Below are 13,492 nucleotides of genomic sequence, written 5' to 3'. Positions count from 1 at the left end.
GTCCTCCACGACGGCCCTCCCTACGCCAACGGCAACATCCACATCGGCACCGCCCTGAACAAGATCCTCAAGGATATGATCGTCAAGCACCGGAACATGACCGGCTGGTGCGCCCCCTACGTGCCCGGCTGGGACACCCACGGCCTGCCCATCGAGTCCGCCGTCCTCAAGGACAAGAAGGTGAAGCGGGACGAGATGACCACCGCCCAGTTCCGCACCAAGTGCAAGGAGTACGCCGAGAGCTATATCGCCAAGATGACCAGCCAGTTCCAGCGCCTGGGCGTGCTGGGCGAGTGGGAGAACCCCTATATCACCCTGCTGCCCGAGTTTGAGGCCAAGCAGATCGAGGTCTTTGGCAAGATGGCCGAGAAGGGCCTCATCTACAAGGGCATGAAGCCCGTGTACTGGTGCCCCCACGACCAGACCGCTCTGGCCGAGGCCGAGATCGAGTACGCCGACGACCCCTGTACCACCATCTTCGTCAAGTTCCCCGTCCGGGACGACAAGGGCAAGCTGGGCCAGTACACCGACCTCAGCAAGACCTACTTCGTGATCTGGACCACCACCCCCTGGACCATCCCCGGCAACTTCGCCATCTGCCTCAACGCCGACTTCGACTACGTGCTCCTCCAGGTGCCCGCCGGCGAGGTGTATATCCTGGCCAAGGACCTGGCCGAGAGTGTGTGCAAGGCCGCCCACATCGACTACGACGCCTGCAAGGTGCTGGCCACCCTGAAGGGCAGCGAGTTCGAGCTGATGACCGCCACCCACCCCCTGTTCGACCGGGAGTCCGTCATCCTCAACGGCGACCACGTCACCCTGGACGCCGGCTCCGGCTGTGTCCACACCGCCCCCGGCTTCGGCGCCGAGGACTTCCAGATCTGCCAGCAGTACGACAAGGCCGGCCTGACCCACATCGGCGTCCCCGTGCCTGTCAACGCCAAGGGCGTCATGACCGATGACCGCTACAACGGCCAGTTCTACGCCAAGGGCAACGACATGGTGGTGGAGGACCTGGAGAAAGAGGGCTTCCTGGTGGCCAAGGAGAAGATCACCCACTCCTACCCCCACTGCTGGCGCTGCAAGAACCCCATCATCTACCGGGCCACCGAGCAGTGGTTCTGCTCCGTGGACGCCATCAAGGACGCCGCCGTCAAGGCCTGCGACTCCATCCAGTGGAAGCCTGAGTGGGGCAAGGAGCGCATGATCTCCATGATCTCCGAGCGCAACGACTGGTGCATCAGCCGTCAGCGCGTGTGGGGCGTGCCCATCCCCATCTTCTACTGCGACGACTGCGGCGCCGACATCGTCACCCCCGAGACCATCGCCCACGTGGCCGAGCTCTTCCGGGAGCACGGCTCCAACGTGTGGTTCGAGCGGGAGGCCAAGGACCTGCTGCCCGAGGGCTTCGTGTGCCCCAAGTGCGGCAAGGCCCACTTCTCCAAGGAGACCGACATCATGGACGTGTGGTTCGACTCCGGCTCCACTTGGGCCGCCGTGGCCGCCGAGCGTCCCTACCTGAAGTACCCCGCCGACCTGTACCTGGAGGGCGGCGACCAGTACCGCGGCTGGTTCCAGTCCTCCATGCTCACCTCCATCGCCGTCAACGGCATCGCCCCCTACAAGCAGATCACCACCCACGGCTGGACCGTGGACGGCGAGGGCAAGGCCATGCACAAGTCCCTGGGCAACGCCGTGTCCCCCGACGAGGTCATCAAGGACTACGGCGCCGACCTGCTCCGCCTGTGGGTGGCCTCCGCCGACTACACCCAGGACATGCGCATCTCCAAGGAGATCATGAAGCAGCTGTCCGACGCCTACCTGAAGATCCGCAACACCGCCCGCTACATGCTGGGCAGCCTGAACGGCTTTGACCCGGACACCGACGCCGTGGCCTACGCCGACCTGATGGATCTGGACAAGTGGGCCCTGTCCCGCCTCAATGAGCTCGCCCGCACCGTGCGCAGCTTCTATAACAAGTACGAGTTCCACGGCGTCTACCGCAGCCTGTACAACTTCTGCGTGGTGGACCTGTCCAACTTCTACTTCGACATCATCAAGGACCGCCTCTACTGCGGCGACGAGGCCGGCCGCCGCTCCGCCCAGACCGCCCTGTACCGGATTCTGGACGGCATGACCCGTCTGGTGGCCCCCATCCTGGCCTTCACCAGCGAGGAGATCTGGCAGGCCATGCCCCACGACAAGACCGCCGACGCCGAGTGCGTCCTCTTCAACGAGATGCCCGACTTCGACGAGGCCCTGTCCCTGCCCCAGGCCGACGCGGAGCGCTGGGAGGCCGCCATGGCCCTGCGCACCGACGTGAACAAGGCCCTGGAGATCGCCCGCGGCGAGAAGCGCATCGGCAAGAGCCTGGAGGCCGCCGTCACATTGTACTTTGACGGCGACGAGGCCCAGGCTCTGTGGAAGGGCCCCCTGGGCGGCTTCGACACCCACGACCTGGAGACCATCTGCATCGTCTCCCACGTGGACGCCGTCATCGGCTCCGGCGAGGGCTACAAGGGCGAGGCCGTCCCCGGCCTGACCGTCCAGGTGGAGCAGGCCTCCGGCGCCAAGTGCGCCCGCTGCTGGATGTACAACGAGCACGTGGGCGAGGACCACGACCACCCCGAGCTCTGCCCCCGCTGCGCCGCTGTTGTGAAAGCGGAGCAGTAAGAAATTCTCATAACACCGCCAAACAGGCGCCCGCACCATGCGGGCGCCTGTTTTTTGGACAAAAAGCAGCAGTAAGAGGTGAAATCCGTCCCCTATTTTGCTATAATGGAATTGAAAAAGGGGGTGTGGATATGAGACGAAGAACCGGCCACAGGCTGGCGGCCCTGTGCATCCTGGCCGGACTGCTGTTGTGCGCCACAGCCACCGTGAGAGAGCCAGAAGGCGGCCCGGCCATAACCGGAGTTGAGCGGGACAAGGCGGCCGCTGCGCTGGAGATGCGGGACATGGGAGAGGCCGCCTCCATGGAGCTGCTATATAACCTGCGGGGTGAGGCGTCCCATATCCTGGTGCTCTCTCCCCGGGGGTACCTGATTATGGAGCGGGCCACCCTGATCTGCCTGGAGGGGGGCGAGTCCAACCCCTACCGGGACTACCCGGACGCGCAGAAGTACTATGCCGGGCCTGTCGCCTATTATGTGGCCCAGGACGGCGTGCTGTATGACTTTAGGCGGGAGCGGGTGGCCGGAGCGCTGCCTGTATGAATGATGCCTCTGTCTCAGGACAGCGGGTGCCGCGGCACCCGCTGTCCTGTTCTTTTGTAAAGACAATTTTAATGGAAAGTTAACTTGACAAAATAGGGCGGCGGGACTATACTGGGGCCACAGGACGGAAAGTGAACTTTCCATTTTGGAGGGGGCGAAAGCGTGAAAAACCGGCTGGAGGAGCTGCGCAAGGCCAGAGGTATGACCCAGGAGGAGCTGGCCGAGGCGCTGGAGGTGTCCCGGCAGACGGTGGGCTCCCTGGAGAACGGGCGGTACAACCCGTCCATCCTGCTGGCCTTCAAAATCGCCCGGCTGTTTCACACCACCATTGAGGAGGTCTTTCTCTATGAAGAACAGGGAGAGGAATAAGGAAGTGCTGTACTGGATCGGCGCGGCGGTGAGCTGGCTGGCCGTGCTGCTGGTGCTGGTGGGGGACAATCTGGGTGTGAAGCTGCCCCCGCTGGCAGGCGGCCTGCTGTCCGGCGCAGGGGGCGCCCTGGGCGGCCTGCTGACGGTCAAGGCCCTCTTTGCCCGGCACTACCGCCGCAACGAAAAGGCCCGCAGGACGGCGGAGCGGGAGGAGAAGGACGAGCGCAACCAGCTGATCCGGGGCATTGCCGCTCACCGTGTTATGCTGGCCACCACCCCCATCTTTATCATCCAGTGGGTCATTCTGCTGGTGATGGACGTGCCCATGGCGGTGATGGTTGTGGTGATGCTGGCCTACCTGGCCCATTTCGTGATCTACATGTACCAGCTGGTCAGGCTCCAGAAGGAGCTGTAACAAGAGACAGCCGCCCGGGAAGGCGGCGGAAAGAGAGAGACGTATGAAGCTCATCTTGGAAGGGATCGAAAAGCATTTTGGGGAGAAGCAGGTGCTCAAGGACGCGTCCTTCTCCTTCCAGCAGGGCCGGATCTACGGCCTGCTGGGCCGCAACGGCGCGGGCAAGACCACCCTGATGAACTGTCTGGCCGGGGAGTTCCCGCCCGACGGCGGCGCCTTCTGCGTGGAGGACGGGGACGGAGCGCGCCGCCCCCTGGCCGAGGGGGACGTGGGCTATGTGCTGTCCACGCCGGTGGTGCCCGAGTTCCTGACGGGCTGGGAGTTCGTGAAGTTCTTCCAGGAGATCAACGCCGGCAAGGACCCCACCGGCCGCACTCCCGACGACTGGCTGGACCTGGTGGGCATTGACGCCGAGGACCGCTGCCGCCTGATGAAGGACTACTCCCACGGCATGAAGAACAAGATGCAGATGCTCTGCTTCCTCATCGCCCGGCCGCCGGTCATCCTGCTGGACGAGCCCCTCACCTCCTTCGACGTGGTGGCCGCCAAGGAGATGAAGGACCTGCTCATCGAGATGAAGGAGGACCACATCATCCTCTTCTCCACCCACATCCTCCAGCTGGCCGCCGATCTGTGCGACGAGATCGTCCTCCTCCACCACGGCGTGCTGGAGGAGGTGGACCCGGCCATCATTCACACGCCTGAGTTCGAGAACCGGGTGGTGGAGCTGCTGAAAGAAGAGGACCGCCATGATTAAGGACATGCGGAATGTGTTCCGGGTGCAGTCGGCCATGAGCTGCAACCGCTTCCTCTTCTGGCTCAAGAAGATCCCCCTCATCCGCCGCCTGTTCCCCGACCGGGTGTACGCCGCCTCGGCAGGCAAGCAGCGGCTCATGGCCGTGGTGGAGGTGCTGAAGCTCATCGCCGCCTTTGCCGGAAAGTTCATCTACCTGTTCCTCTGCTGCCTGCTGCCCGCCACGCTGTTCCTGGGGGAGGAGGTCCAGCCCGAGACGCTGTGGCTCAGCTTCCTCACAGCCCTGTTCTTTCTCAGCTTTATCGGTGGGGCCTTCCTCCAGTCCAACATCCTCACCGCCAGCCTGGTGAAGTACACCTGCGTGCGACAGATGGGCATGAGCGCCCGGGCCAGCCTGGCGGCCACCGCCGGGCGGGAGCACCTCCAGTCCTTTGTGACCTTCACCCCGGCCCTGATTGTGTTCGCCGCCCTGCTTGGCCCCGGCTGGTGGGCGGGGCTGCTGCTCACCGTGCAGCTGGCCGCCTTCCGGTGCATCGGCGAGCTGTTCCACGTGTGGGTGTGGGACCGCTGGGAGAAGCAGCCGGGCAAGAGCTTCTGGTACATCGCGGCCGTCACCGTGACGGCCCTGGGCGGGGCCTACGCCACCCTGCTGCTGCCCACCCCCCTGCCCATGGAGCGGTTCCTCTTCAACCCGGCGGTGTACATCGCGTCGGTGGGTTGCGGGGCCTGGGCGGGCATCTGGCTCCTCCGTTATCCCCACTATCAGGCCCTGGTGTGGAAAACCTGCCGGGCGGAGAACGTGTCCACCGCCGCCGCCAAGCAGAACGCCGCCCAGGCTGCCTTCCGGGATGTGCAGATGAAGGAATCCGACCTGCGGGCGGAGGACGCCGGGGGCCGCATCGCCGCCCTGAAGGGGTACGCCTACCTCAACGGCCTGTTCTTCCTGCGCCACCGGCGGCTGCTGAACCGGCCGGTGAAGTACGCCCTGGGCATTGTGGCCGCGGCAGTGCTGGTGGGGCTGGGCGGCGTGCTCTTCGCCCCGGACACCATGACCGGGCTCATGGCCGAGTTCCCCACCCGGTTCCTGCCCATCTTTGTGTTCATCATGTATCTCATCTGCAACACCCTGGGCCAGCGCATCTGCAAGGCCATGTTCTACAACTGCGACATCTCCCTTCTCCGGTACGGCTGGTACCGGGAGCGGAAGGTGCTTCTGCGCAACTTCACCATCCGGCTGGGCCAGGTGGCCAGGCGCAACCTGCTGGTGGCCGCCGCCATCTGCGTAGGCGCCGCCGCCGTCACCCTGGCCGCGGGGGCGCCTCTGAGCGGCGCTCTGGCCCTGTTCTGCCTGGCGGTGCTCAGCCTGGCCGTGTTCTTCTCGGTCCACCCCCTGTTCCTCTACTACATCTTCCAGCCCTACACCGCCCAGCTGGCGGTGAAAAACCCCTTCTTCGGCATCCTCAACTGGGTGGTCTACTTTGTGTGCTGGATGTGCCTCCAGGTCAAGCAGCCCACCGGGGTATTCACCCTGGCGGTGGTGGCGTGCACCGTCGCGTACAGCGCCGTGGCCCTGGCCGTGGTGTGGAACCGGGCGGAGAAGACCTTCCGCATCAAATGAGCCTGCCGTCAGATGATCCGTCCCCGCCGCCCGTTTCGGGCGGCGGGGACATTTTTCGCGGCCGGACAGAGGACAAAAACCCTTTCCAAGGTCGAAATTTTGAGTTTTCAGGGGAAAAGTTAAATGAAAATTTAATACTTCCTTTATGTTGAACCCAATGGCCGGGTGGTATGATATCCACAGTTCCAGGGCGCTGGACAGAGAAAGGAGTTTCTCCCATGACACAACAGCAGACCGCGGCTCTTTCCGGCCCCCGGCAGGCGGAGGCCGTCTCCCCGGAGAATACCCCCGGCTTTTTTGCCCGGGGCGTGAATTTTTACAAGCTCTTCTGGATTTTTCTCGGCGTCTCCTTCCTGGGCTGCCTGGTGGAGACGGCCTTCATGCTCCTCACCCGCGGGGAACTGCAAAACCGCAGCGGGGTCATTTACGGCTCCTTCTCCCTGGTGTGGGGCCTGGGGGCGGTGCTGTTCACGGTGTGCTTCCACCGCCTGGCCCGCCGCAGCTTCCTCCTCATCCTGCTGGCGGGTACCGCCCTGGGCGCGGCGTACGAGTACGCCTGCTCCTGGCTCCAGGAGGTGCTCTTCGGCGCCTGCTTCTGGGATTACAGCCACCTGCCCTTCAACATCAACGGCCGGGTGAACCTGGTTTTCTCCCTGTTCTGGGGGGTGGCGGCGGTGCTGTGGGTCAAGTGTGCCTACCCGGCGGCGTGCCGCTGGATCGGGAAGATCCCAAACGGGGCGGGCCGCCCCCTCACCATGGTGCTGGCGGCGCTGATGGCCTTTGATATCGGCCTCACCTCCGCCGCCCTGGGCCGGATGAACCAGCGGCAGCATGACATCCCTCCTGCCGGGCCGGTGGCGCAGTTCCTGGACGCCCATTACCCCGACCGCAGGCTGGAGGCCGTCTTCACCAATCTCACCTACATCGGCACCGACGAGGCCCGGGAGGCCGCCGGGGTGCCCAGGCCCAACGACCTGCCGGGACAGTAGGCCTCACCGGACGGAAACAAGGGAGAAAACCCTGAAAATTGTGATTTTTCCCTTTACATCGTGGGCAAAATATGATAGACTACCATGGCACGCAAATGTGCGCAAGACGCCTGCCGCTTAGTTTCGGGACAATTGCCGCGTATCCGCGGGGGTCCGCCCACCCGTTACTCAGCCGCCGGGCAATTTATTTGAAAGGTGGAACTTTTCCCATGATCCGTAAGGACGAAAAGACGGCCGTGATCGAGGCCAACCGTACTCACCCCACTGACACCGGCTCCCCCGAGGTCCAGATCGCCATTCTGACCGCCCGCATCCAGGAGCTGACCGAGCACCTGAAGATCCACACCCACGACAACCACAGCCGTCGTGGCCTGCTGAAGATGGTCGGTAAGCGCCGCAAGATGCTGGACTACCTGATGGCCAAGGACATCGAGCGTTACCGCGCCATCATCGCCAAGCTGGGCATCCGTAAGTAAGAATTTCCCGATAGGGTGGTGTGGTCAAGCCACGCCACCCTATCTTGCCATTCTCCTCCGGGAGGACGGCGCGAACCTATCCACAGGCCCCGCCGGGCCGGAGCGCTTTTTTAGCAGTTGAACATGGGCCTGAAGAACACGGACCCGGGTTCAAATGCTAAAAGGTGAGACGGCCCGGACGCTGGCCAATACCAACGAAAAGGAGGACCACCATGTCTACCGTCATCACCCACAAGCAATTCCCCAACCACAAGATCTTCAAAACTGAGATCGCCGGCCGCCCCTTCTCCATCGAGGTGGGCAAGACCGCCGAGCTGGCCAACGCCGCCGCCCTGGTGCGCTACGGCGACACCACCGTCCACGTGGCCATCTGCGTCTCCCCCCGTCCCCGGGACGGCGTGGACTTCTTCCCCCTGAGCGTGGACTTTGAGGAGAAGCTGTACGCCGTGGGCCGTATCCCCGGCTCCTTCATGCGCCGCGAGGGCCGTCCCTCCCTGCCCGCCGTGCTGGCTTCCCGCCTCATCGACCGGCCCATCCGCCCCCTGTTCCCCTACGACTTCCGCAACGACGTGTGCATCACCTGCACCGTCATGAGCGTGGACTACGACTGCTCCCCCGAGGTCACCGCCATGATCGGCGTGTCCGCCTGCCTGAGCTACTCCGAGATCCCCTTCGCCGGCCCCATCGGCTGCCTGGAGGTGGGCTACTGCGACGGCCAGATCGTCTTCAACCCCAACCAGGAGCAGCGCAAGACCTCCCGCATGGACGTGACCGTGGCCGCCACTGAGAAGAAGGTGGTCATGATCGAGGCCGGCGCCGACCAGATCCCCGACGAGATCATGTACGAGGGCATCGTGAAGGCCCACGAGGAGATCAAGAAGCAGGTGGCCTTTATCAACGACATCGTGGCCCAGATCGGCAAGCCCAAGATGGAGTACGACCACGCCGACTTCAACCAGGAGCTGTTCGACAAGATCGTGGACAAGTACATGGACGAGGCCAAGGCCGCCATGGACACCGACGACAAGAACATCCGTGAGCAGCGCTGGAACGCCATGATCGACAAGTGGCACGAGGACTACCTGGAGGAGTACCCCGAGATGGACAAGTATCTGGAGGAGTTCACCTACAAGTTCCAGAAGAAGATCGTCAAGGCCTGGCTGCTCCAGGGCCACCGGGTGGACGGCCGCGCCAAGAACGAGATCCGTCCCCTCAGCGCCGAGGTGGGCGTGCTGCCCCGGGTCCACGGCTCCGGCCTGTTCACCCGCGGCCAGACTCAGGTCCTGTCCGTGGCGACTCTGAACACCCTGGCCGCGTCCCAGAAGCTGGACACCATCTGGGAGGAAGACGAGAAGCGCTACATGCACCACTACAACTTCCCCCCCTACTCCGTGGGCGAGGCCAAGGCGCCCCGCTCCACCAACCGCCGCGAGTACGGCCACGGCGCCCTGGCTGAGCGGGCTCTGGTGCCCGTGCTGCCCAGCGTGGACGAGTTCCCCTACGCCATCCGGGTGGTGAGCGAGGTCCTGTCCTCCAACGGCTCCACCTCCCAAGGCTCCATTTGCGGCTCCACCCTGGCCCTCATGGACGCCGGCGTGCCCATCAAGGCCCCTGTGGCCGGCATCTCCTGCGGCCTCATCCAGGACGACGACGGCTCCTTCCAGACCTTCATCGACATCCAGGGCGTGGAGGACTTCCACGGCGAGATGGACTTCAAGGTGGCCGGCACCAAGGCCGGTATCACCGCCATCCAGATGGACCTGAAGAACGACGGCCTCACCCACGAGATCATCAAGCAGGCCCTGGAGATCACCAAGGACGCCCGCTACGCCATCCTGGACGAGATCATGCTCCCCTGCATCTCTGAGCCCCGGGCCGAGGTGAGCAAGTACGCCCCCAAGATGATCACCATGAAGATCGACGTGGACAAGATCCGCGAGGTCATCGGCAAGGGCGGCAGCGTGATCCAGAAGATCTGCGCCGAGTCCGGCGCCACCGTGGACATCGACGACGACGGCACCATCCACATCGCCTCCCCCAACGCCGAGGCCTGCGACGCCGCCAAGAAGATGATCGACACCATCGTGTTCGTCCCCCAGGTGGGCGAGCTGTACTACGGCAAGGTGGTGCGCATCCTCCAGTTCGGCGCCTTCGTGGAGCTGGCCCCCGGCAAGGACGGCATGGTCCACATCTCCAAGCTGGCCGACCACCGGGTCAACAAGGTGGAGGACGTGGTCAACATCGGCGACATGATCTGGGTCAAGGTCACCGACATCGACGAGAAGGGCCGCGTGAACCTGTCCTACAAGGACGCCCTGAAGGAGATCAAGGCCAAGCAGGCCGCCGGTCAGAGCGCCAAGTAAGAAAACCGGATAAAACACAGACCGGGCGGACACCATGTGTCCGCCCGGTTTTTTGTATTTCAGCAGCAGAGAGGCATAAGAAAATGACCGTCCGGAGGCGGTCATTTTCTTATGAAGTTGTGTTTACTTGGTGATCTGGAAGCTCCGGGTCAGAGGCGCGGCCAGGTAGTTGCCGCCCAGGATGCACACGGTGACCACATAGCGGCCGGGCTCGGTGGGCGGGGTGGTGGTGGAGGAGTAGATCCGCCAGCTGCTGGTAAAGCCGGAGTACAGGTAGTGGACGCTGCTCTGGTCGATGCTCACATCGCCGTTATAGCTGAGGGTAGCGCCGAAGTCGAAGCTCTTGGCCTCCTCGGCGGTGAGCTTGCCGCCGGGAATGTCCGCATTCCAGGTCAGGTTGGAGCCGCTCAGGCGCATCCGCACCAGCAGGAAGCCCATGCCCACGCCGGTGTTGTAGTTCTTGCTGTCAGTGACCACGGCCACGGTGTACAGGCCGGCCCGGCTGGGGGTACCGAAGGAGATGCGCACGCTGTCCAGGATGCCGGGCAGCTTGTTGATGACGGTCATGATCTGGCCGAAGGTGCCGGTGTCAATGTTCAGCTTGTCCAGCAGGTCCAGCAGGCCCTGGGTGTTGAACAGCTCCCGCAGCTCGCCCACGGTGACGCCCTCGTTGAGCATCTCCGTCAGGGTCTTCTGGCCGATGGCCGCCAGGGCCTGGTCGATGACCTTCAGGAGCAGGGAGCCCTCGGCGGTATAGCGGTCAGGCAGGTCCAGGTAGATGCCGGTGGTCACATTGCTGGTGATGCCGGCGTAGATGGTGTACATGTCGAACTTGTCGGCGGGGTTGGTGGTGATGAAGCCCTCGGGGATGGGGTCGCCGGCGTAGATATTGTCGGAGTGGACGGACACGGTGACCTTGGCCTTGTTGACGGTGACGGTGCCCTCGGAGGAGCTGGGCTTGTACTCAGCGCCGCCGTTGTAGGTGATCCGGACGGCCTGGTTCTCACCCGCGCCCATCTGGGGGAAGGCGCCGATGAGCTGGCCCAGGACCTTGTACTCCTTGCCCTCGATGGGCACCCACTGGGTCAGAGCGTCGCTGGTGACCAGGTCGCCCAGGCCGGGAAGCTTGCCCAGAATGCCCTCCAGGTCGCTCAGGTCCACGTCCACGCCGGTCTCGGCGTCGGTCAGCTTGGCCTTGTACTCGATGGTGAAGTTGTCGATGGTCAGGGTCTCGCGGGCGGGGAGGGTGGAGTTGTCCCAGTCGATGAGGTTGTCGAAGATGGCCTGCTCCATGACGGCGGGGTCCATGTTGTAGGTGAAGGACACGCCGCTCTTGAGGGCCACCACGCTGGCCAGACGGCTGTCGGTGGTGGTCACCTCCACGGTGGTGGAGCCGCCGCGGTAGGTCTGGTTGCCGGCCCAGGAGATGCGGATCTCCCACTTGCCCTCGCCGAACTTCACCAGGCCGGTGACGTCGGTCTCGTTCAGGGGCTTGAAGCCGGTCAGACCGGCGTTGTACTCCACGGTCACGTCGGCGGCGGTGAGGTTCTGGGGGTTGACGGTGGAGGCCACCACGGCGTCGTAGATGGCCGCGGCGGTGGCGGCGTAGTCATAGCCCTGGTCGGCGGTGAACTTCATGCCCACCTCGTAGGGGCCCTCGTTCAGGACGAACTGGACCTGCTCCCGGTCCTTGACGGTGACGGTGGCCTCGATGGTGACAGGGGCATAGGTCTGGTCGCCGGCGTAGGAGATGCGGATCTTCTGATCACCGGCGGAGATAGCGGGCCAGTTAAGAATGGTGCCCTTTTCACCCTCCAGAGCCACATACTTGGCGTCGACATCGGTGAGCGCCTTTGTGTAGTAGGTAATGGTCACGTTGCTGACGCTGAGGACGTCGGACTGCTCCACCACAGCGGCAAAGATGGCGGTCTTCAGGGCGGCATAGTCCACAGCCAGGCTCTCGTCCACCGCCAGGGTCACGTCGTCGGGGGTGGTCTTCAGGGTGTAGGGCACCTGCTCCCGGCCGTCCACGATGTTAACGGTGGTCTCGGCGGAGGCGGCGGTGTAGCTGCCGTTGCCGCCCCAGGAGATGCGGACCTGCTGGTCGTTGCCCAGGGTCATGGCAGGGTAAGTCAGCAGGCCGTCCTTGCCGCCCTCCAGGGGCATCCAGGCCTTGCCCATGCTGCCCAGGGAGCCGGATTCGGCCTGGGCATAATACTCGATGGTCACATCGCTCAGGGTCAGCTCAGGGGTGGTGGAGTCCACCACGGCGTTGAAGATGGCGGAGCGGAGGGCATCGTAATCCACAGTGCCGTCCGCCTTGTAGGTCAGGCCCGCAGACTGACCGGCCTTCAGCACGATGGAACCGGCGGTACGCTCGGTAAAGGTGACGGCAGTCTCGGCGGAGGTGCCGTAGACGGTGTCAGTACCGGCGTAGGAGACGCGGATCTGCTGGTCACCCGCAGAGATGGCGGGGTAGGTCAGCAGGCCGTCGCTGCCGCCCTCCAGGGGCATCCAGGCCTTACCCATGCTGCCCAGGGAGCCGGAATCGGCGGTGGCGTAGTACTCAATGGTCACATCGCTGGCAGTGAGACCGGCGGGAGTGGAGTTTTCAGTGTTCACTACGGCGTCAAAGATGGACTCCCGCAGGGCGTCATAGTTGACAGTGCCGTCATCCTTGTAGGGCAGAGCCACGGAGCAGCCCTCGTTCAGGACAATGGAGGAGGACAGCTTGGCGGCCTTGGTCAGGGTGACTTCCTCAGTAGTGCCCTTAATGCGGACCTGATAGCTGCCGTCATCATTGTTCACCAGGGCGGGATGGGTGTAGGTGGTGGTGACGAATACCACCTTTTTTTCGCTGGTAAAGCCGTTGACAGAGCCCCAGGCGTCGTTGGTCAGCAGACCGTTCTTGCCGGTGCAGTAGTACTCCCAGTCAAGACTCTGGGGGTCCACGCCCTCCTTGTTCACCACAAGGGCATCAAACAGGGCCTGCTTCACAGCGGCATTGTCAGAATCAGCGGGAATAATGGCAGTGCCGTCCTGGAGCTGGACCTCTGCGGAAAGGGGAGCGACAGTCTCCTCCACGGCGGTGGTCTCCTTGGACCAGGACCACCAGGCGGCGGAGGCGGTCAGGGGTGCGCACTGGGTCAGGGTCAGGGCGGCCAGCACAGCGGCCAGACCCCTGCGCAGGGGATGGGAATTCCTCACAACAATCCTTCCTCTCTTGTTCAAGCTTACACAAAATCTGGAAATCAGATAATTTGAGCGCTATTTGGAATTATATAGAAGTATTA

Annotated in this window: 10 protein-coding genes; 9 read left to right on the top strand and 1 reads right to left on the bottom strand. The window is 63.6% G+C overall.

Features of this window, described 5'->3' with window-relative positions; genetic code table 11:
• From ileS to Q0K23_RS03610, 9 genes are all read left to right on the top strand, one after another.
• Positions 1–2,673, top strand: a 2,673-nt coding sequence (gene ileS / locus Q0K23_RS03650; protein WP_294517978.1) for an isoleucine--tRNA ligase, incomplete at its 5' end; no start/stop codon positions are given.
• Between the two features lie 131 nt (positions 2,674–2,804).
• The gene (locus Q0K23_RS03645) at positions 2,805–3,215 is read left to right on the top strand and encodes a hypothetical protein (RefSeq protein ID WP_294517976.1); all 411 of its coding nucleotides are present in this window, start codon (positions 2,805–2,807) and stop codon (positions 3,213–3,215) included.
• A 162-nt stretch (positions 3,216–3,377) separates the two neighbouring features.
• Positions 3,378–3,584: a helix-turn-helix transcriptional regulator gene (locus tag Q0K23_RS03640; RefSeq protein ID WP_294517974.1), complete on the top strand. Its 207-nt coding sequence runs from the start codon at positions 3,378–3,380 to the stop codon at positions 3,582–3,584.
• A complete protein-coding gene (locus tag Q0K23_RS03635) occupies positions 3,562–3,999 on the top strand; it encodes a hypothetical protein (RefSeq protein WP_294517972.1) in 438 nt (145 codons plus the stop codon). Before Q0K23_RS03640 ends, Q0K23_RS03635 begins: the two co-directional genes overlap by 23 nt.
• A 43-nt stretch (positions 4,000–4,042) precedes the next feature.
• Positions 4,043–4,756: an ATP-binding cassette domain-containing protein gene (locus Q0K23_RS03630; RefSeq protein ID WP_294517970.1), complete on the top strand. Its 714-nt coding sequence runs from the start codon at positions 4,043–4,045 to the stop codon at positions 4,754–4,756.
• A complete protein-coding gene (locus Q0K23_RS03625; protein WP_294517968.1) occupies positions 4,749–6,371 on the top strand; it encodes a hypothetical protein in 1,623 nt (540 codons plus the stop codon). Before Q0K23_RS03630 ends, Q0K23_RS03625 begins: the two co-directional genes overlap by 8 nt.
• Positions 6,372–6,589: 218 nt before the next feature.
• Positions 6,590–7,360: a putative ABC transporter permease gene (locus Q0K23_RS03620; RefSeq protein ID WP_294517966.1), complete on the top strand. Its 771-nt coding sequence runs from the start codon at positions 6,590–6,592 to the stop codon at positions 7,358–7,360.
• Between the two features lie 209 nt (positions 7,361–7,569).
• Entirely contained in the window at positions 7,570–7,836 is a 267-nt protein-coding gene (gene rpsO / locus Q0K23_RS03615) for a 30S ribosomal protein S15 (protein ID WP_294517964.1), read from the top strand.
• A 212-nt stretch (positions 7,837–8,048) separates the two neighbouring features.
• On the top strand, positions 8,049–10,199 hold the full coding sequence (locus Q0K23_RS03610) for a polyribonucleotide nucleotidyltransferase (RefSeq protein ID WP_294517961.1): 2,151 nt from the start codon (positions 8,049–8,051) through the stop codon (positions 10,197–10,199).
• A 123-nt stretch (positions 10,200–10,322) separates the two neighbouring features.
• Here Q0K23_RS03610 and Q0K23_RS03605 read toward each other — a convergent pair whose 3' ends face one another.
• Positions 10,323–13,406, bottom strand: coding sequence for a hypothetical protein (locus tag Q0K23_RS03605; RefSeq protein ID WP_294517959.1), 3,084 nt, complete (start codon positions 13,404–13,406; stop codon positions 10,323–10,325).
• Positions 13,407–13,492: the final 86 nt, after the last annotated feature.

It is taken from the genome of uncultured Pseudoflavonifractor sp. (genome assembly GCF_944387275.1).
Lineage (GTDB): Bacteria > Bacillota > Clostridia > Oscillospirales > Oscillospiraceae > Pseudoflavonifractor > Pseudoflavonifractor intestinihominis.
This window is presented reverse-complemented; position numbering and strand designations above follow the sequence as displayed.